The 19,155-nt window shown below is 74.0% G+C and carries 20 protein-coding genes; 5 read left to right on the forward strand and 15 right to left on the reverse strand.

The genetic code is table 11. The features are described from left to right. Nucleotides 1-17 precede the first annotated feature (17 nt). Nucleotides 18-641 (reverse strand): sulfite oxidase-like oxidoreductase, encoded by a 624-nt coding sequence (locus tag ACRB68_RS02430; RefSeq protein WP_153530635.1) that lies wholly within the window; start codon nucleotides 639-641, stop codon nucleotides 18-20. A gap of 240 nt (nucleotides 642-881) precedes the next feature. Here ACRB68_RS02430 and aroF point away from each other — a divergent pair, with 240 nt between their 5' ends. From aroF to ACRB68_RS02445, 3 genes are all read left to right on the forward strand, one after another. Next, entirely contained in the window at nucleotides 882-1,934 is a 1,053-nt protein-coding gene (gene aroF, locus ACRB68_RS02435; RefSeq protein WP_153530636.1) for a 3-deoxy-7-phosphoheptulonate synthase, read from the forward strand. A gap of 181 nt (nucleotides 1,935-2,115) precedes the next feature. Further along, nucleotides 2,116-3,051, forward strand: coding sequence for a DMT family transporter (locus ACRB68_RS02440; RefSeq protein ID WP_328593653.1), 936 nt, complete (start codon nucleotides 2,116-2,118; stop codon nucleotides 3,049-3,051). Nucleotides 3,052-3,166: 115 nt separating this feature from the next. Next, on the forward strand, nucleotides 3,167-4,069 hold the full coding sequence (locus ACRB68_RS02445; protein WP_153530638.1) for a DUF5954 family protein: 903 nt from the start codon (nucleotides 3,167-3,169) through the stop codon (nucleotides 4,067-4,069). Between the two features lie 11 nt (nucleotides 4,070-4,080). On the opposite strand, the gene thiI is transcribed toward ACRB68_RS02445, so the two are convergent. The 5 genes from thiI to ACRB68_RS02470 all read right to left on the reverse strand — a co-directional run bounded on the left by thiI (nucleotide 4,081) and on the right by ACRB68_RS02470 (nucleotide 9,203). After that, a complete protein-coding gene (thiI, locus tag ACRB68_RS02450; RefSeq protein WP_153530639.1) occupies nucleotides 4,081-5,313 on the reverse strand; it encodes a tRNA uracil 4-sulfurtransferase ThiI in 1,233 nt (410 codons plus the stop codon). Between the two features lie 130 nt (nucleotides 5,314-5,443). Next, nucleotides 5,444-6,469, reverse strand: coding sequence for a 6-phosphofructokinase (locus tag ACRB68_RS02455; RefSeq protein WP_153532189.1), 1,026 nt, complete (start codon nucleotides 6,467-6,469; stop codon nucleotides 5,444-5,446). Nucleotides 6,470-6,640: 171 nt separating this feature from the next. Then, entirely contained in the window at nucleotides 6,641-7,276 is a 636-nt protein-coding gene (locus tag ACRB68_RS02460) for a response regulator (RefSeq protein WP_153532190.1), read from the reverse strand. A 45-nt stretch (nucleotides 7,277-7,321) separates the two neighbouring features. Next, nucleotides 7,322-8,470: a MacS family sensor histidine kinase gene (macS, locus tag ACRB68_RS02465; RefSeq protein WP_153530640.1), complete on the reverse strand. Its 1,149-nt coding sequence runs from the start codon at nucleotides 8,468-8,470 to the stop codon at nucleotides 7,322-7,324. Between the two features lie 13 nt (nucleotides 8,471-8,483). Beyond that, nucleotides 8,484-9,203 carry a lysophospholipid acyltransferase family protein gene (locus tag ACRB68_RS02470; RefSeq protein WP_153530641.1) on the reverse strand — a complete coding sequence of 240 codons (720 nt, stop codon included), beginning with the start codon at nucleotides 9,201-9,203 and terminating at the stop codon, nucleotides 8,484-8,486. 312 nt (nucleotides 9,204-9,515) lie between these two features. Between ACRB68_RS02470 and ACRB68_RS02475 the strand changes: the two genes are divergently transcribed. Further along, a complete protein-coding gene (locus ACRB68_RS02475; protein WP_328593654.1) occupies nucleotides 9,516-10,352 on the forward strand; it encodes an ICP22 family protein in 837 nt (278 codons plus the stop codon). A 6-nt stretch (nucleotides 10,353-10,358) separates the two neighbouring features. On the opposite strand, the gene ACRB68_RS02480 is transcribed toward ACRB68_RS02475, so the two are convergent. The 6 genes from ACRB68_RS02480 to ACRB68_RS02505 form a co-directional block, all read right to left on the reverse strand. Further along, a complete protein-coding gene (locus ACRB68_RS02480; protein ID WP_328593655.1) occupies nucleotides 10,359-11,051 on the reverse strand; it encodes an endonuclease/exonuclease/phosphatase family protein in 693 nt (230 codons plus the stop codon). Between the two features lie 10 nt (nucleotides 11,052-11,061). After that, nucleotides 11,062-12,006, reverse strand: coding sequence for an ROK family glucokinase (locus ACRB68_RS02485; RefSeq protein WP_153530642.1), 945 nt, complete (start codon nucleotides 12,004-12,006; stop codon nucleotides 11,062-11,064). A gap of 51 nt (nucleotides 12,007-12,057) precedes the next feature. Then, nucleotides 12,058-12,483, reverse strand: coding sequence for a hypothetical protein (locus tag ACRB68_RS02490; protein ID WP_153530643.1), 426 nt, complete (start codon nucleotides 12,481-12,483; stop codon nucleotides 12,058-12,060). Nucleotides 12,484-12,549: 66 nt separating this feature from the next. Then, nucleotides 12,550-12,984, reverse strand: coding sequence for an SRPBCC family protein (locus ACRB68_RS02495; protein WP_153530644.1), 435 nt, complete (start codon nucleotides 12,982-12,984; stop codon nucleotides 12,550-12,552). Between the two features lie 49 nt (nucleotides 12,985-13,033). After that, nucleotides 13,034-13,801 (reverse strand): metallophosphoesterase family protein, encoded by a 768-nt coding sequence (locus ACRB68_RS02500; protein ID WP_153530645.1) that lies wholly within the window; start codon nucleotides 13,799-13,801, stop codon nucleotides 13,034-13,036. Between the two features lie 9 nt (nucleotides 13,802-13,810). Continuing rightward, nucleotides 13,811-14,533 carry a copper homeostasis protein CutC gene (locus ACRB68_RS02505; protein WP_328593656.1) on the reverse strand — a complete coding sequence of 241 codons (723 nt, stop codon included), beginning with the start codon at nucleotides 14,531-14,533 and terminating at the stop codon, nucleotides 13,811-13,813. A 157-nt stretch (nucleotides 14,534-14,690) separates the two neighbouring features. Between ACRB68_RS02505 and ACRB68_RS02510 the strand changes: the two genes are divergently transcribed. Next, on the forward strand, nucleotides 14,691-16,478 hold the full coding sequence (locus ACRB68_RS02510; protein WP_328593657.1) for an AMP-dependent synthetase/ligase: 1,788 nt from the start codon (nucleotides 14,691-14,693) through the stop codon (nucleotides 16,476-16,478). A 56-nt stretch (nucleotides 16,479-16,534) separates the two neighbouring features. Here ACRB68_RS02510 and ACRB68_RS02515 read toward each other — a convergent pair whose 3' ends face one another. From ACRB68_RS02515 to ACRB68_RS02525, 3 genes are read right to left on the reverse strand one after another with little or no spacing between them, the layout of a single operon-like run. After that, nucleotides 16,535-17,191 (reverse strand): SDR family oxidoreductase, encoded by a 657-nt coding sequence (locus ACRB68_RS02515; protein ID WP_153530647.1) that lies wholly within the window; start codon nucleotides 17,189-17,191, stop codon nucleotides 16,535-16,537. Between the two features lie 34 nt (nucleotides 17,192-17,225). Next, complete coding sequence (locus ACRB68_RS02520) at nucleotides 17,226-18,488, reverse strand: DUF1996 domain-containing protein (protein ID WP_153530648.1); 1,263 nt, start codon at nucleotides 18,486-18,488, stop codon at nucleotides 17,226-17,228. Between the two features lie 36 nt (nucleotides 18,489-18,524). Then, the gene (locus tag ACRB68_RS02525; RefSeq protein ID WP_235958710.1) at nucleotides 18,525-19,154 is read right to left on the reverse strand and encodes a DUF4142 domain-containing protein; all 630 of its coding nucleotides are present in this window, start codon (nucleotides 19,152-19,154) and stop codon (nucleotides 18,525-18,527) included. Between the last annotated feature and the right edge of the window lies 1 nt (nucleotide 19,155).

Consider the following 19,155-nt stretch of genomic DNA (forward strand, 5'->3'; position numbering starts at 1 on the left):
GAACGCCCCCTAGACCGTCACAGCGGCGGGGACTCGCCCTCCTCCTCCTGGTAGGAATAGCGCTGCTCCCGCCAGGGGTCGGCGACGTTGTGGTAGCCGCGTTCCTCCCAGAAACCGCGCCGGTCCTTCACCATGTACTCCACGCCCCGCACCCACTTCACGCTCTTCCAGGCGTACAGGTGCGGCACGACGATGCGGATCGGGAAGCCGTGGTCGGGCGACAACCGCTCGCCGTCGCGGTGGGTGGCGAACATCGTGCCCTCGGCCAGGAAGTCGCTCATCCTGATGTTGGCGCTGTAGCCGTACTCGGCCCACACCATCACATGGGTGACCTCGGGCGCCGGGGGCGCGAGCTCCACGATGGAGGAGCAGGCGACGCCCTCCCAGGTGTTGTCCGGGATGGTGAACTTGGTGACGCAGTGGAAGTCGGCGACGGCCTTGGCGCGCGGCAGGGCCTCGAACTCGTCCCAGGTCCAGCGGTACTGGCCGCCGGACGCGGTCGCGCCGAAGACACGGAAATCCCAGTCCTTGGGACGGAACTTGGGCACCGGCCCGTAGTGCAGCACGGGCCAGCCTCGGGGGACGTACTGCCCGGGCGGCAGTTCCCGGGAGTCGGGTGTGGGCTCTTCGGGGTGGGACATGACGCGGGCCATCCTGCCATCCGGCGTGAGCTGAGCCATATTCGGCCCCCTTGCCACAGGAACCCGGGGGAATGGGCTACCCTCTGGGACATGCGCAACGTCGTCTACTTCTTTTGGTATGACCAGCCCGGGAGGCTGGTCTGCCAGACGCTGCGCTGACAGACCACGAGCGAGAGCCCCGGGCCGATTTCGGCCCGGGGCTCTTGTCGTTTCAGGGGTAACACGAGGAGAGGCAGCATCATGGTCGTCGTCATGGCCCCGGGGGCCACCGAGGCAGATATCAACGGCGTCGTCTCACTGGTCGAGACGGCGGGCGGGGACGCGTTCGTCAGCCGCGGCGTGGAACGCACCATCATCGGGCTGGTCGGGGACGTCCAGCAGTTCGGCTCGCTGAACCTGCGCTCGCTGCGCGGCGTCAGCGACGTCATCCGCATCTCCGCGCCCTACAAGCTCGTCAGCCGCGAGAACCACGCCGAGCGCTCGATCGTGCGCGTCGGCGGCGTGCCGGTCGGTCCCGGCACGATGACGCTGATCGCCGGCCCGTGCGCGGTGGAGACCCCCGACCAGACGCTGCAGGCCGCGCAGATGGCGCAGGCCGCCGGCGCCACCCTGCTGCGCGGCGGCGCGTTCAAGCCCCGCACGTCCCCCTACGCCTTCCAGGGCCTCGGCGAGGCCGGCCTGAGGATCCTGGCCGACGTCCGCGACGAGACCGGCATGCCCGTCGTCACCGAGGTGGTCGACGCCGCCGACGTGGAGCTGGTCGCCTCCTACGCCGACATGCTGCAGATCGGCACCCGCAACGCGCAGAACTTCGCGCTGCTGCAGGCCGCCGGCGAGTCGGGCAAGCCCGTCATGCTGAAGCGCGGCATGAACGGCACCATCGAGGAGTGGCTGATGGCGGCCGAGTACATCGCCCAGCGCGGCAACCTCGACATCGTGCTGTGCGAGCGCGGCATCCGCACCTTCGAGAAGGCCACCCGCAACACCCTGGACATCTCGGCGGTGCCGGTCGCGCAGCGGCTGTCGCACCTGCCGGTGATCGTGGACCCGTCGCACTCGGGCGGCCACCGCGACCTGGTGCTGCCGCTCACCCGCGCCGCGATCGCGGTCGGCGCCGACGGCGTGATCATCGACGTGCACCCGCACCCCGAGACCGCCCTCTGCGACGGCCCGCAGGCCCTGGTCAACGGCGATCTGCGCGAGCTGGCCAAGGTCGTGCGCGCCCTGCCGCCCCTGGTCGGCCGCACCCTCACCGAGGCCCCGGACGCGGTGCCGGACGGGGTGCCCGCCTGATCTCGGATACAGTGTCGGACATGGCGTACTGGACCCCGAACTGCGGCCCGCCCCGCTCCTGACCGGAGCGCGGCGACCCCTCAGCGAGTCCTTTTCCAGGCCCGGCGGCACGCCCGGCCTGTGATTCCTGCGCTCCGGACGCGGACCACCCCTTCCGTTCCGAGTTCAGGAGAACCCCTCCGTGTCCGTACGCACCTTCGCGCGGGGCAGTGCCTCCGCGCCTGCCTCCTCCTCTCCCCGGCGCCGCGGCGGCGGTGCCGACGTCCTGCTGGCGGCCTGCCTGTGGGGCACCACCGGCACCGTCCGCACGTTCGCGCCGGACGCCGGCAGCGTGTCGGTCGCCGCCGTCCGCATCGTCCTCGGCGGCCTGGTGCTGGCGGCCCTCGCCGCGGGCACCGCGCGCGGCGCGGGCCTGCGGCGGCTGCTGCGCACCCGCCGCGACCTGCCGCTCCTCGCGCTCGGCGCGGTCACGATCGCGGTGTACCAGACGGCGTTCTTCTGCGCCGCCGCCCGCACCGGCGTGGCCGTCGGCACCGTCGTCACCATCGGCAGCGCCCCGGCGTTCACCGGGGCGCTCGGGCTGCTGTTCCGGCGGGCGCCGCTCGGCCGCCGCTGGCTGCTCTCGACCGCCGGCGCGGTGACGGGCTGCGCCGCGCTCGTCGCGGGCGGCGGCGCGGACGGCGGCGCCGACCCGCTCGGCATCGGCCTCGCGCTGCTGTCGGGCCTGTCCTACGCGGTGTACGCCACGGTCGCGTCCGTGCTCATCGGCCGCGGCCACCAGGACCGGGCCGTCGCGGGCGCGCTGTTCGCGGGGGCCGGGGCGCTGATGCTGCCGATCCTGCTCGCCCAGCCGCCGGCCTGGGCGCTCACCGCCTCCGGCGCGATCATCGCCCTCTACCTGGGCGGGATCGCGACGGGCGGTTCCTACCTGCTGTTCGCGCGCGGCCTGCGCACCGTCACCGCGGCGACCGCGACGACGCTGACGCTCGCCGAGCCGGCCGTCGCGGCGGTGCTCGGCATGGCGGTGCTCGGCGAGCGGCTCGGCGGCGTCGCGCTCACCGGCCTGGCCCTGCTGGCGGCGAGCCTGGTCGTGCTCGTCGCGCCCACCCGCAGGTAGCACCGCGGGGGGATCCGGGGGCCCTGTCGGGATCGCCGGATCCCCCCGTACAACGGGGTAACAAATTGGTCTGAACCACTCGCCAGACGCCGCCGGGGCATGGATGATGCTCGGCATGACTACGGGCGATGGCGACGCCGGCGGGCGTCTGTTCCCCGAAGACCTGAGCAACGTCGACCCGGTGGCGGCGGTGATGCTCGCCGACGCCTGCCGGTCCATCGCCGCCTATCCGCAGCTGGTCGTGGCGGGGGCGCTGTTCACCGCCGCCGAGCGGGTCGACGAGGGCTGGCAGGTGGTCTGCCCCTGCGACCCGATCCCCCAGGGGGCGCGCGAGCTGCTCGCCGACCACCTGAGCGACCGCGCGTCGCTCGCGGCGGCCGGGCCGGACCGCGAACTGCGGGCCGCGGCGCGCGCGCTGCGCGCCGAGTCGCGCGACGAGCTGAGCGCCGCGGGCACGGACTTCCGCATCGTGCGCATCGAGCAGCTGGTGCGCACGGGCCAGGACGGCCCCGAACCGCCGCGCCCGACCGACCCCGACCCGCACCCGCACTCCTGGCGGGCCCCGGTCCCCCGCCCGCACGACCTGCTGCGCGACGGCCCGCACGCGCCCGACGCGGCCGTCTCCGAACTGCTCTGCCAGCTGCTGGACGCGGCGGCCCGCGCGGGCGCCGAACCATCGGAGTCGTTCCTCACACCGGTGCCGCTGTCCCCCGCGTTCACCGTCGCCGAACGGACCGAGGGCCGCTGGCGCCCGGTGGGCCGCCTGCACGACACCCCGCGCCAGGCCCGCGCGGCCCTGTCCACCTACTTCCGGCACGTGGTGCCCGCCGTCGAGAAACCGGGCGCCGCGCACCTCCCCGAGTACCGCCGCGCCGCCGCGCTGATGACCGACCGCACCCGCCGCAACGGCATCGAGGTGGCGGGCCGCCGCTTCCGCATCGTGCGGATAGAGCGGATCACCCTCCTAGGCCCCGACGGCCCGGAACCCCCGAGACCGAACGACTTCGACTCCCACTGACCCGCGCCGGGTCAGCCCGCGTCCCCGTACACGGGGCGGTGCTCCTGCACCGAGTCCGCCAGCTGCTCGGCCAGTTCCTCGACGTCCAGGCGCTTGTCGATCTGGTGGAGGTCCTCCAGCTTGGCGCGGGTCTCGGCGCCGAGGGGGGCCAGCATCGAGCAGCAGTCCTCGTCGGGCAGCTCGGAGATGGTCAGCGTCTTGATGCGGCGCGCCTGGTCCATGATCTCGATCTTGTCCATGCCGATCAGCGGGCGCAGGATCGGCATCCGCACCGCGTCGTCCTGGGCGGTGATGTTGGTCAGCGTCTGGCTGGAGACCTGGCCGAGCGCGTCGCCGGTGATCAGGGTGGCGCCCTTCAGCCGGCGCGCGACCAGCTCGCCGGTGCGCAGCATGAGGCGGCGCTGGGCGATGACGGCCAGCTTGTCCGCGCCGGAGGTCTTGATCTGCTGCTGGGCCTTGCCGAACGGCACCACCAGCAGCCGGGAGCCGCCCTGGAACTTGTCCAGCTCGCGGACGAGGGCGTACGCCTTGTAGATCGACTCGGGGCCGGTGAAGGGCATCCCGGAGAAGTGCAGGAAGTCGACGCGCAGGCCGCGGCGCATCATCCGGTAGGCGGCGACGGGCGAGTCGATGCCGCCCGACATCAGCACCAGGCCGCGGCCGCTCATGCCGACGGGCAGGCCGCCCTGGCCGGGCAGCCCGCCGGAGAAGACGAACACCTCGTCCCGGTCGACCTCGATGGACAGGGTGTGGTCGGGGCGCTTCAGCCGCACCGGCTGCCCGTAGGCGTCGTTGATCATGCCGCCGATGTGGCGGTCCAGCTCGGTGGAGGTCATCGGGAAGCGCTTGTCGCGGCGCCGCGAGCGCACCGCGAAGCTGCCGGTGCGGCCGGCCATCAGCTCCAGCGCGGCGCGCTCGACGCTGGCCAGGTCCTTGCCGACGCGCCAGGCGCGGTGCGCCCAGACGATGCCCATGACGTCGGTGATGCGCATCGCGATCCGGTCGACCAGCTCGGCCGTGGCGTCCTTGGTGCGCACGATGAACACGCCGTGCCGGCGGATCACGTCGACGCGGGCGATCGGGCGGACGGCGAGGCGGACGTTGTCGGCCAGGCGCCGCTCGAACTGCTCGCGGTTCTTGCCCTTCAGCACGACCTCGCCCAGTTTGATCAGCACGCACGGCTCGCCGTCGACGGCCGGCACCTGCTCCCGGACCGGTACGGTCTCGGCGTCGAGCGTGGGCATGCTTGATCCTCCTGGGGACGGGAAAGGGGTCGGGTTCCAGTGTGGCCCACACTCGGCAACACCGCGACCGGACTTTCCTGTTCCCGCCGCGGCCCGGCCCCGCAAAACCGGGGCCGGGCCGCGGGGGCGCTCAGCCGAAGAAGACCTCGGCCTCGGCGTAGCGCTCGGCCGGGACGGTCTTCAGCTCCCTGGTGGCCTCGTCCAGCCCGACCCGGACGATGTCGGTGCCGCGCAGCGCGACCATCTTCCCGAAGTCGCCGTCGCGGACCGCGTCGATGGCCTGCAGCCCGAACCGGGTGGCCAGCACGCGGTCGAACGCGCTCGGGGTGCCGCCGCGCTGGATGTGCCCGAGCACGGTGGCGCGGGCCTCCTTGCCGGTGCGCTTCTCGATCTCGTCGGCGAGGCGCTGGCCGATGCCGCCGAGGCGCACGTGCCCGAACGCGTCCAGCTCGCCGGTCTGCACCTGCATCTGCCCGTCGACCGGGTGCGCGCCCTCCGACACCACGATGATCGGGGCGTAGCGGGTCTTGAAGCGGCTCTCGACGTACTCCACGACCTTGTCGATGTCGAACGGCCGCTCGGGGATGAGGATCACGTTGGCGCCGGCGGCCATGCCGGCGTGCAGCGCGATCCAGCCCGCGTGCCGGCCCATGACCTCGCAGATCAGCGCGCGGTGGTGGCTCTCGGCGGTGGTGTGCAGCCGGTCGATGGCCTCGGTCGCGATGTTCACCGCGGTGTCGAAGCCGAAGGTGTAGTCGGTGGCGTTCAGGTCGTTGTCGATGGTCTTGGGCACGCCGACCACGCTGACGCCGTTGCGGTACAGCTCGCCGGCGACGCCGAGGGTGTCCTCGCCGCCGATGGCGATGAGGGCGTCCACGCCGAGCCCGGCCAGGTTGTCCTTGATCCGCTCGATGCCGCCCTCGACCTTGACCGGGTTGGTCCGGGACGAGCCGAGGATGGTGCCGCCGCGCGGCAGGATCCCGCGCACCGCCTGCACGTCGAGGGCGATGGTGTCGCCCTCCAGCGGGCCGCGCCAGCCGGACCGGAAGCCGACGAACTCGTATCCGAAGACCTGCACGCCCTTGCGCACGACGGCGCGGATGACGGCGTTCAGACCGGGGCAGTCCCCGCCTCCGGTCAGCACTCCGACGCGCATGCCCTCTCCCTCTCTGGTCACCGGGCTCCTCCCTCGCTCGACGGCCTCAGCCTAACGGCCGGGCCGGGCCCGCACCGGGCATTCACCGCCCGCCCCGGCGCGCCGCCATTGGTCTAGACCATAGTGCGCCGGGACTCGCCTGAGCTGCGTTTCGGCGAAGGAGCCTTCGCCCTATTCCTGATCGAGGCCCTTCTCGATGGCGTAGCGGACGAGTTCGACCCGGTTGTGCAGCTGGAGCTTGCCGAGCGTGTTCTGCACGTGGTTCTGCACGGTGCGGTGCGACAGGACGAGCCGCTTGGCGATCTCCTTGTAGGTGAGGCCCTTGGCGACCAGCCGCAGCACCTCGGTCTCGCGGTCGGTGAGGCGGGGCGCGTCGTCGTCGGCGCGGCTCGGCGCGGCGGCCAGGCGCCGGTACTCCCCGAGCACCAGCCCGGCGAGGCCGGGGGTGAAGACGGCGTCGCCGGCGCCGGCGCGGGCGACGGCGTCCAGGAACTCGGCGCGGGCGGCCGACTTCAGCAGGTAGCCGGTGGCGCCCGCCTTGACCGCCTCCAGGACGTCCTGCTGCTCGCCGCTGGCCGACAGCACCAGCACCCGGACGGGCGGGTCGGCGGCGGCGAGGTGCCGGGTGACCTCGACGCCGCTGATGTCGGGCAGCTGCAGGTCGACGACGGCCACCTGCGGCCGCGCGGCGGCGGCGACGCGCACCGCGGTGCGGCCGTCGCCGGCCGTGGCGACGACCTGGTGGCCGGCCTCGGCCAGGTCGCGCGCGACCGAGTCGCGCCACATGGGGTGGTCGTCGACGACCATGACCTTGAGGGGGGTGAAGCCGGTTTCCTCGCTCACGCCGCAACCCTACGCAACGGGCCCGGCGGGGACGACCATCTCGATCTCGGTGCCCTCGCCGGGCGCGGAGACGATCGTCACGGTGCCGCCGAGGTCGCGGACGCGGCCGCGGATGGACTGGGCGACGCCGAGCCGGCCGGCGGCCTCGGCGCGGGCCAGCCGCTCGGGCGGCATGCCGGGGCCGTCGTCGCGGACGCTGACGGTGACGCCGCCCGCGCCGTCGTCCTCCAGCAGCACCCAGGCGCGGGCGTCCGGCCCGCAGTGCCGGCGGACGTTGTCCAGCGCCGCCGCGACGGCCGCCTCGATCTCGCGGGCGGCGTGCCCGGGCAGCGTGACGGGCGTCGCGGGGGCGGACACGGTGACGGAGGTGGAGCCGTGCCGGGCGAGCAGCGCCCGCAGGTCGGCGGGGGCCTCGGCGCCGCCGGCCGGCGCGGGCGTCCCGGCGCCGATCAGGGCGCGCAGCGCGACCTCCTGCTCGCCGGCCAGCCGGCCGAGCTCGGCCGCCTCGCCGCCGAGCTCGCCGCCGCGCCGCTGGACCATGGCCAGGACCTGCAGCACCGAGTCGTGGATGCGGCGGGCGAGGCGCTCGCGCTCGCGGGTGGCCGCCTCCAGCTCGACGGCGCGGGCGAGCCGCGCCTCGGCGTCGCGGGCGAGCTTGACCACGTGCCCGACGACGAGCCCGGCCATGAACAGCAGCATGATGCCGTTGAAGGTGCCCGAGCCGAGGCCGCGCACGGGCGGCACCCCGGCCAGCACGTTGATGGTGATGTTCCCGGCGGCCAGGATCGCGGCGGCGGCGACCCCGGCGCGGCGGCCGCCCGCCACCGCCCAGGCCAGCACCGCCGCGGCGACCCAGGAGGCGGGCAGCGTCGGCATCCCGTGGGTGAGGCCCCACACCGACTCCACCCACGCGGTGGACAGCAGGCAGCCGGTGGTGACGGCCATGTCGGCGGCGAGCAGGGGGCGGCGCCGCCGGGACGGGTCGGCGTAGGCGAAGGTGGTGCAGCCCGACCAGGCCGCCATGACGGCCATGACGGCCCAGCCGCCGAGCGGGTGCTCGTACTTGTGCGCGTTGGCGGCGATGAGGACGGCCGCGTACCCGAACGCGACCCACCGGTAGACCGCGACCGCGCGCCACAGCGCGGTCTCCAGGCCCATCACCGGCGCGGGCTCACTCGTCGTCGTCGGAGACCGGGCGCACCGTCTTGCCCGCCATCTCGGCCTTCACCTCGGCGGCGTAGCGGTCGACGTACTCCTGGCCGGACAGCTTCCGGATCGCCTGCATGATCTCGTCGGTGACCTCGCGCAGCACCTCCCGGTCGTCCTCCTTGCCGTAGAAGCGGGAGAAGTCCAGCGGCTCGCCGAAGCGCACGCCGGGGCGGATGCCCAGGCGCGGGAGGGGCTTGCCGGGCGGCATCAGCTCGAAGGTGTTGATCATCGCCATCGGGATGACGGGGACGCGCGACTTCAGCGCCAGCCGGGCCACGCCGGTCTTGCCGCGGTACAGCCGGTTGTCGGGGGCGCGGGTGCCCTCGGGGTAGATGCCGAGCAGCTTGCCCTCGCCGAGGATGCGCAGGCCCGTCTGCAGGGCGGCCTCGGCGGCGGTGCCGCCGGTCCGGTCGACCGGCACGACGCCGACGCCGGTGAAGAAGCCCTTGCTGATCAGGCCCTTGATCCCCTTGCCGGTGAAGTACTCGCCCTTGCCGATGAAGTAGATCGGCCGCAGCAGCGGCAGCGGGCCGAAGAAGTGGTCGGCGAACGACAGGTGGTTGCTCACCATCAGCGCCGCGCCCTTCTTCGGCACGTTGCGCATCCCCCGGTTCTGCGGCCGCCACAGCAGGTACATGATGGGCGAGAGAACGATCCTCAGCAGGATCCAGAACCAGAGCATGCCTGACACCTTCCTCCGACCGCGTGTGCTTGCGGCGCGCACGTCCTTCCCCGGGGGGCGGGGAGATGATGGGACATCCTCCCATCCCAGGGGGGCGCTGCCCACACCGCCGCCGGTCCGGGGGGCACGGTCCGGTCCCGGATGACCGTAGGCTCAGGAGTTCCGGCACGGGAAATCTCAATCGGGTGCGCCCGAGGGGCTTGTCCCGGCCGGTGCAGCGAATACCGTGGGACACACGTTTTTCGATGGGGGAGCGGAGGCCGTCATGCCGGTGCCGTCGGTCACGCCGGAGTCGACGAAGGAGCCGGCCCCGTGAATCGCCGTGGCAATGGACTGAGCGCGCAGACCTACGCCCCGCTGGTCGACCTGGCACCGCACCTGGCCGACGCCATGCTGTCGGCGCTGCGCGAGGCGGGCGTCGCGGCGTACGCCGCGCCCGGCACGGGCCCGGCCGCGGACGCGCCGCCGGCCGACGACGTGCTGGACCGCCTGTACGTGGACGTCGACATGAAGCAGGCCGCCGAGGGCGTGCTGCGGGTGCACCTGACGCGGCTGCGCGACGCGGGCGGCCGCGCCGAGGCCGAGCCCGAGGGCGACGCCCCCGAGACCCCCGCGCGGGACGGTTCGGTGCTGGAGAACCCCGTGCTGGAGAACCCGGTGCTGGAGAACCTGGAGAACACGGCGCCGACGCCCGCCGCCGAGCGCGACGAGGACGCCATCTGGGCCGAGATCGTCGCCGGGTTCGACGCCGGGCCCGCCGAGGGCGACCGGGTGCCCTGGCCCGACCAGGAGAACATCCACGAGCCGGCCGAGCCGCCCGCCGAGGGCGACGACCGCACCGGGCGGCTGCCCCGGGCACGGGTGATCAAGGCGGCGGCCGACGAGGAGGAGTTCCCGCCCGCCGACGAGGACGGCCACTACGTCCCCCCGCCCCCGCCGCCGCTGCCGAGCGCCGACCCGCTCACCAAGGGCGCCTGGATCGCGCTGGTCGGCGGCCCGGTCTACCTGCTGGTCACGGTGATCTTGAACTGGACGGTGCCGGGCTGGGCGGCGTTCCTGGCGGTCGCGGCGTTCATCGGCGGGTTCGTCACGCTGGTGCTGCGGATGGGCGACGAGCCCCGCGACCCCGACGACGGCGCGGTCGTCTGACGCCGGTCAGATCCGCAGCTCCGCCAGGAGCGGCCGGTGGTCGGTGGCCGCCTCGTAGTACGCGGCCGGCCCGTCCGGGACGCCGCAGCCGGCGACCTCGACGCCCGGGCCGGCGAACACCGCGTCGATGCGGCGGCGCGGGTCGCGGGCGGAGAAGGTGAGCCCCTCCCCCGCCGGGGCGGTCGCGTGGCCGTCCTGGAAGTGCCCGGTGAACAGCGTCCAGGACGCGCCGCCGGGCTCCTCGTTGATGTCGCCGGCGAGCACGACCGGCGCGCCGTGCCGCTGCCCGGCGCGGGCGAGCAGCGCCAGGATCTGCCGGGTGTGCGCGAGGCGCGGCTCGTCGGCCAGGTCCAGGTGGGTGCTCGCGGCGATCAGCCGGGCGCCGTCCAGCTCCAGCACCGCCAGGGCCAGGGCGCGGCGGTGCAGCCCCGGCACCCGGCTGAGCAGGTGGAACTCCCGGGCGGCCCGGCGGACGCCGGGCCGGGCCAGCACCGCCAGGCCGCACGCGCGGCGCCCGGCGACGACCCGCATCCCGCAGGCGCGGGCGAGCGCGCGGCGCTGGAACCACCACCGCCCGAACCGCGGCACCTCCTGCAGGCAGAGCACGTCGGGGTCCAGGGCGCGGACGACCCGGGCCACCGCGGCCGGGTCGTCGCGCAGCGACCTGACGTTGTAGGAGACGAGCCGGACCGCGGTCACCGCGCCCCCGTCAGAGGCGGGCGAGGTCGGCGGCGCCGACGATGCCGGCGGCCGAGCCGAGCTCGGCGATGCGGATCTGCGGCGTCGGCCGGTGGCCGCGGCCGGTGAGGGACCGCTCGAACGCGGCGCGGACCGGGTCCAGCAGCAGGTCCCCGGCGTCCGACAGGCCGCCGCCGATGACGAACAGGCCCGGGTCCAGGATCGCGGCGAGGTCGGCCAGGCCCTGCCCGGCCCACGCCGCCACGGTGCCGAAGCACTCCAGCGCCGCCGCGTCGCCCTCGCGGGCGGCCTGGGTGACCTCCGGGCCGCTGATCCCCTCGGGCCGGCCCTCGCCGAGCTCCAGCAGCCGCCCGGCCATCGCCGGGGAGACGCGGGCGAGCTCGCGGGCCTCGTGCACCAGCGCGTTGCCGCTGGCGTACTGCTCCCAGCAGCCGCGGTTGCCGCAGCCGCAGCGGCGGCCGTCGGGCACCACCCGGAAGTGGCCGACCTCGGCGCCGATGCCGAACCGGCCCCGGTACAGCTCGCCGCCGATGATGATGCCGGCGCCGATGCCGGTGCCGAGGGTGACCAGCACGACGAAGTCGTGGCCGCGGCCGGCGCCGAAGCGCGCCTCGCCCCAGGCGGTGGCGTTGCCGTCGTTCTCCACGACCACCGGCAGCCCGACCCGGTCCTCGACCTTCTGCTTGATCGGCTCGTTGCGCCAGGCCAGGTTGGGCGCGAACAGCACCGTGGAGCGGGTCTCGTCGACGAACCCGGCGGTGCCGAGGCCGACCGCGCTGACCTGCTCGTACTTGCCCTTCAGCAGGTCGACGACCTCGGCGATGACCTCGGCGGTCTGCTGCGGGTCGGTGGAGGGCGTCGGCCGCCGGACCTGCTCCAGAATCGTTCCCCGGTCGTCGACGACCCCGGCGGCCACCTTCGTCCCGCCCACATCCACGCCGATGGTCAGGGCCATGTACGCTTCCTCCTCCTCGCGGCGCCCGGGGGCGCCTCCAGCCGTTGCCGGCTAACCGATGTCGATGGGGTCCCCGCCGGTGGCGGAGGCCCAGGGGCCGCCCTGGTCGCGGCGCGCGGCCGGACCCGGCGCGGGCCGGGACGCGCCCGGCCCGGGACGGCGCGTCCCGCCCCGGGTCCGTTCGAACGCCGCCACCACGTCCAGGCCCGCCGCCATCAGCGAGCGGGCCGCGTCGCGGGCGTGCCGGCCCACGTCGGGCCCGGACTCGCGGGCCAGCGCGATGGCCCGGCAGACCGGGCAGTTGCGGCACTCGGGCGCGCCGGTGGCGATGTGCGGGTCCTCGGTCAGCACCGCGCCCCACACGTCGTCGCCGCCTCCGGCCGGGCCGCGGCCGGCGGCCCCGGCCACCTTGCGGCGCAGCACGTCGAAGAGCTTGGCGGCCTCGTCCAGGACGTCGCCCGGCTGCTGGTCGGTCATCGGTGGTTCTTCCGTTCGTCGTCGGCGTGAAACGCTATCGCCCCGCGCGGGCCGCGGCGCACCGCGTCAGCCCTCGACATGCCGCTTCAGCCCCTTGAGCGCCGAGTCGATGATGCGCTTCTCGCCCTTGCGCTTCACCATGCCGATCATGGGGACGCGCACGTCCACGGCCAGTTCGTAGGTCACCTCCGTGCCGCCCGTTCCCTCCCCGAGGGTGTACGAACCGTGCAGCCCGGTGACGACCGCCCCTTTCTCCACCAGTTCCCAGTGCACCGACTCGTCGCCGTGCCAGGTGTAGGCGAGGCCGACGGTGTCGCTGAAGGGGCCGCCGTCGAAGGTCAGCCGGACCCGCGCGGCGCGGCCGTCCTCCTGGGTCTCCTGGACCTGGATCTCCTTGATCCCGCTGGCCCAGGACGGGTACGCCGCCAGATCGGCGATCACCGCCATGATCTCGGGCGCGCCCGCCTCGATCGTGATGGATGAACTCGTGCGGTCCGCCATGCTCGCCGTCCCTCCGGCTCGTCCTGCGAAGTCCTGTTGGAAGTATCTTTCACACCGTCAGCGCGAAGGGCACCCCGGAGGCCCGGAAGTGGCCGACGTTCACGCATTCGGTGCGGCCGATGCGCATCCGCCGCGCGAGCGGCTGGTGCACGTGCCCGAACAGCACGTACCGCGGCTGGGTGCGGTGGATCAGGTCCAGCACCGCCCGGCTGCCCCGCTCGAAGCGCCGCGCGACGGTGTCGTACAGCAGCTCGGGCACCGCGGGCGGGATGTGGCAGCACAGCACGTCGACGGCGCCGACCGCCTCGACCTTGGCCGCGTACTCGGCGTCGTCGATCTCGTTCGGGGTGCGGTACTCGGTGCGCAGGCCGCCGCCGACGAACCCGAACCGCAGCCCGCCGATCTCGGTGACCTCGCCGTCCAGCACCCGGTGCCCCTCGCGCAGGTAGTCCTGCCACATGGCGGGGATGTCGACGTTGCCGTAGGTGAGGTAGGCCGGGGCGGGCATCGCCGCGAACAGGTCGGCGTACTGGCGGCGGACGGCCCGCTCGATGTGCGGCCAGGCGTCGCCCTCCAGCGACCCCCACAGCTCGCGGGAGAACGCGCGGGCCTCGTCGAAGCGCTTCTGGGTGCGCATCTCGATCAGCCGGTCGGCGTTGGCCTGCCCGAACAGCTCGGGGAAGATGCCCTGGCCGTGGTCGGAGTAGTCGATGAACAAGATCAGGTCGCCCAGGCAGATGAGCGCGTCCGCGCCGTCCGCCGCGCGTGTCAGGGCCTCCGCGCGGCCGTGCACGTCGCTCACCACATGGATCCGCATGAACCGACTCTAATGGGATGCGGGCGGATCGCCCGCCGGGCGGGGGCGGCCGCCGGCGGCGGCCGCGACGAGGGCGCGCCACTCGGCCACCAGCGCGGGATCGGCGGGGGCGGCCCAGGAGCCGCCCGCGCGCACCGCGGTGCCCACGTGGAAGGCGGTGATCCCCGCGGCGGCGAGCACCGCGACGTGCCTGCGGCGCAGCCCTCCCCCGGCCAGGAGCAGCCCGGCCGCGTCGGGGCCCGGCGCGGCGCGCCGGGCGAGCAGCGGCAGGCCCGCCTCCACTCCGCGCGCCGACCCGGCGGTCAGGACCGCGTCCGGGCCGAGGCCGCGGACGGCGTCCCAGGCGGACGCGGGGTCGGCGGCGTGGTCCAGCGCGCGGTGGAACGTCCACGGCAGCGGCGCGACCGCGGCGGCGAGCGCGGCGGTGGCGGCCGCGTCGACGTGCCCGGCGGAGTCCAGGAAGCCGAACACGAACCCGTCGGCGCCCGCCTCGCGCAGCGCCCCGGCGGCGGTCCGCAGCCGGTCCAGCCCGGCGGCCGAGGTGCCGAACCCGGCGTTGGCGCGCAGCATCACCCGCATCGGCAGCGATGTGACGTCCCTCATCCGGGCGACCAGGTCCGGGTCGGGGGTCAGCCCGTCGGCGGCCATGTCGGCGACGACCTCGATGCGGTCCGCGCCGCCCTCCTGCGCCGCCCGCGCGTCGGCCGCGGTCACCGCGATGATCTCCAGCACGCGGCCCAGCCTAGGTGAGGGCCGTATCGGCAGGGCACGCGAGTGACCCGAGACACAGCCGTTCAGCAGGGGGTTTACCCCCGCTTGGGTACCATTTCCCATTGGGAAACCTGTACCGTCTTCCCCGCCCTGTGCAGCGATCAAACAAGGAGTGGCCGTGCGCGAGTTCAGCGTCCCCGCCATGGTGGAGGTGCCCGCCGCCGCCAATCTGACCGACGCGCCGTTCGACCGGGCCGCTTCCGAGCCCGGCCGGATCGTGCTGCGCCGCCGGTCCGGCGACGTCTGGCGCGCGGTCACCGCGAGCGAGTTCGCCGCGGAGGTGACCGCCGTGGCCAAGGGCCTGGTGGCCGCCGGCGTCCAGGCGGGCGACCGCGTCGCGCTGCTGTCGAGCACCCGCTACGAATGGACCGTTCTCGACTACGCCATCTGGACGGCCGGCGCGGTCGTGGTGCCGATCTACGAGACCTCCTCGGCCGAGCAGATCCAGTGGATCATCGGCGACTCGGGCGCCGTGGCGGTCTTCGCCGAGGGCGACAAGCACCTGGCCGCCGTCGCCGAGGTCCGGGAGGAGCTCCCGGACCTCGCGCACGTCTGGGGCATCGACGCCGGCGACGTGGAGACGCTGGCCGCGAGCGGCGCGGAGATCACCGACGAGGCGGTCGAGGAGCGCCGCCGGGTGCGCACCGGCGCGGACGTGGCCACCCTGGTCTACACCTCCGGCACCACCGGCCGCCCCAAGGGCTGCGAGATCACCCACGGGAACCTGGTCGCGACCTCGCGCAACGCCATCCAGGGCGCCATCGCCGAGATCGCCGTCGAGGGCAGCTCCACGCTGCTGTTCCTGCCGCTGGCGCACGTGTTCGCCCGGCTGATCGAGGTCGCCTGCATCGAGGGCGGCATCGTCCTCGGCCACAGCGACGTGCCGAGCCTGCTGCCCGACCTGGCCTCCTACCAGCCGACGTTCCTGCTGGCCGTGCCGCGGGTGTTCGAGAAGGTCTACAACGGCGCCGAGCAGAAGGCCATCGCCGGCGGCAAGGGCAAGATCTTCGCCGCCGCGGCCGACACCGCCATCGCCTACAGCAAGGCGCTGGAGGCCGGCGGCCCGTCGCTGCCGCTGAAGCTCAAGCACAAGGTCTTCGACGTGCTGGTCTACGGCAAGCTGCGCCAGGCCGTCGGCGGCAAGGTGCAGTACGCGGTGTCGGGCGGCGCCGCCCTCGGCGAGCGCCTCGGCCACTTCTTCCGCGGCGTCGGCATCATCATCCTGGAGGGCTACGGCCTCACCGAGACCACCGCGCCGCTGTCGGTGAACCGGCCCACCGCCATCAAGGTCGGCACCGTGGGCAAGCCGATCCCCGGCGTCACCGTCCGCATCGCCGAGGACGGCGAGGTGCTGGTCAAGGGCATCAACGTGCTCAAGGGCTACTGGAACAACGAGTCCGCCACCGCCGAGGCGCTGGAGGGCGGCTGGTTCCACACCGGCGACCTCGGCGCGCTCGACGACGAGGGCTACCTGCGCATCACCGGCCGCAAGAAGGAGATCCTGGTCACCGCGGGCGGCAAGAACGTCGCGCCGGCGCCGCTGGAGGACCGGCTGCGCGCCAACCCGCTGATCAGCCAGTGCCTGGTGGTCGGCGACGGGCGCAAGTTCATCAGCGCGCTGATCACGCTGGACGAGGAGGCGCTCGTCCCGTGGAAGGAGCAGCACGGCAAGCCCGCCGCGATGACCGTCGAGGAGCTGCGGACCGACCCCGACCTGGTCGCCGAGATCGAGGGCGCGGTGGCCAACGCCAACAGGTCGGTGTCCAAGGCCGAGGCGATCAAGAAGTACGTGATCCTCGGGGTGGACTTCAGCGAGGAGGCCGGGCACATGACGCCGAGCCTGAAGGTCCGCCGGCACGCGGTCATCAAGGACTTCGCGGGCGAGATCGACGAGCTGTACGCCTGACCGCAGCACCCCTGTGACGTGGCCGCGCCGGCATTCCGGCGCGGCCACGTCCTTTTCTAGGTGAGGGCGGCGACGGCGTCGGCGACGGGCACGTCGCCGCCGATCAGCTCCAGCGTCCGGTGGTTCACCGCCGGCGCGGCCAGCAGCGCGGCGATGACGGCGGCGGTGTCGTCGCGGGTGACGTCGCCGCGGCCGGTCTCCCCGTCGCGCAGCTCGACCCTCCCGGTGCCGGGGTCGTCGGTGAGCCGGCCCGGCCGCAGGATCAGCCAGTCCAGGTCGCGGGCGCGCAGGTCGTCCTCGGCCTCCCCCTTGGCCTTGACGTAGGCGGCCCAGACCTCGTCGGTGCCCGCGCGCGGCGGGCTGCCCGCGCCCATCGACGAGATCTGCACGAACCGGCGGACGCCCGCCCGCTCGGCCGCGTCCGCCAGCAGCACCGACGCGCCCCGGTCGACGGTGTCCTTGCGGGCGGTGCCGCTGCCCGGCCCGGCGCCCGCCGCGAACACCACGGCGTCCGCCCCGGCCAGCTCCTCGGCGACCCGCCCGGCCGTCTCCTTCTCCAGGTCGCACACGATCGGCCCGGCCCCCGCCGCCCGCACGTCACCGGCATGATCCGGATTGCGGATCAGGCTCAGCACCGTGTCCCCCCGGTCGGCGAGCAGCCGGGCCAGCCGCAGTGCGATCTTCCCGTGCCCTCCAGCGATCACGATGTTCATGGGCACCGATCCTACGGAGGGCGGCGGCCGGGGCTCAGCAGCCGCGTCCCCCGTTGAGGCAGGAGACCACCTGGCGCATCAGCCCGGCGGGCATCACGTTCTCGAAGTCGGCGTGGTCGGTCACCGGGTCGTGGCCCTGCTCGGGGAAGGAGTCGACGGCGAACGCCGGCGCCTTGGCGGGCACGTCGTACTCCAGCGTCATGCGCAGCTGCGGGATCGCCTTCGTGCCGCCCGGGCAGCGGCCCTGCCCGTCGGGGAACACCACGTGGGTGCGGTGGTTGGCGCTGTCGGTGTTGCGGCCGTCCCAGCAGCTCGGGAAGTCCAGCACGCGGGTCACCCGGCTCCCGCCGGGGCAGAGCGGGTACTTGTCGGTGAAGGCCCGGTCGCCGAAGCCCGAGCAGGTCCACCGCGCGTGGGCGTTGGCGGTGCCGTTGGTACCGGCCTTGGCGTCGCCGGTGATGATCCGCATGAATCGCGGCATCGCGGTGACCTTGGAGCCGGGGTTGCCGAGGAACTGCATCCGCGCCGACCGCGGGGTGACGACCTTCCCGACATTGCCGTCCTTGGCGCTCTGCGCGGCCTGGCCGGACCCGTCCTGGCCGGCGCGCAGCCGCAGTACCGGCCAGAAGTAGGCGGACCGGTCGCCGCGCGCGCAGGTGGTGCCGCCCGCCGCCAGGCTCTGGTCGGTGGAGAACCCGTCGGTGGTCAGGTTGCCCACGTAGTCGTGGATGTGGTGCGCGCCGTTGGACACCCCGGGCGCGACGATGAAGTTGTCGGGGTTGTGGTGGCCGTTCTGGTTGCGGCCGCACCGCGAGGTGAACGAGCCGCGCGAGGCGCTGCCGTTCGGCCGCGCCCCGGCCGTGCGGGGGGCGCTGCGGATGTCGGCGAAGTCGCCGGCGTCGGGACCTTCCTTGATCACCTGCTGGACGCCCTGGTTCCCGTTCTGGTTGCTCTGGCCGTTCTGCCCGCCCTGGTCGCCCTGGTCGTTCTGGTCCTCCTGGCCGCCGCCCCGCTCGCCGCCCTGGTCGCGCCGGTCGTCCCGGCGGTCGCCGTCGCCGTTGCCATTGCCGTCGGCACTCGGGGAGCCGCTGGGCTCGGGGGCGGCCGTCCGGCCGTCGTCCGTGCGGCCGGTATCGCCGTCCGTACCGCTCGTCCCGTCGTCGGGCGGGGGCGTCGGTCCGGCCAGGACGGCGGCGCCCGGCCGCATGGGCACGGCCGCGGCGGCCGGCGCCCCGGCCGCCGCGGCGACCAGCAGCAGCGCCGGGACGATCACGGCGGCGCCCTTGGTGTTCAGCATGGAGATCTCCTTTTCGCACAGGGGCCGGGAAACGGGTCAGTGCAGGGCCGAATCGGTGACGAGCCCGGTGCTTTCCAGCAGCCTCATGTGGTTGTTGACGAATTTCATGGCCCGCTCGGCGAAGGCCCGGATCTCGGTGTTCTTCGAATGCGCCCGGACCAGCGCGATGACGCCGAAGACCTTGCCGTGCGCGGCGCGCAGCCGCAGCACGAACGTGCGGTCGTAGTCGGCGCCGAACTTGCCCGACATCTCCCGCAGCCAGCCCTTCTGGTCGGCGTTGGGCTCGGTCGGCAGGATCACGTTCAGCCGCTGCGCGGTGGCCCGCGTGTCGGCGTCCAGCCGCATGTGCTGCTCCATGATCATCCCGGCGACCTCCTTGACCCGCGGGCTGGCCGCGCGCTGCTGGGCCTGCTGGCCGGCCGGCATCTCCCACAGCCCGGCCTGGCGGACCTTGACCAGCAGGGTCCGGTCCTCCTCGCTCAGCGGCCCCCACCGGGTCCGGTTCCCGCCCCCTTCGGTCTGGCCGTCGGCGGGCGCGTCCGGGGGGCTCAGCACCACCAGCGCGGCGGCCACGACCGCGACGGCCGCGGCCACCGCGAGCATGAGCCGCCCGCCGGCGGCCCGGGGCAGGGAGCGCAGCCCGGCGATGCCGTAGGACTTTCCCAAG

Origin of the sequence: Actinomadura macrotermitis, from assembly GCF_009604375.1 — a bacterium.
GTDB classification, from domain to species: domain Bacteria; phylum Actinomycetota; class Actinomycetes; order Streptosporangiales; family Streptosporangiaceae; genus Spirillospora; species Spirillospora macrotermitis.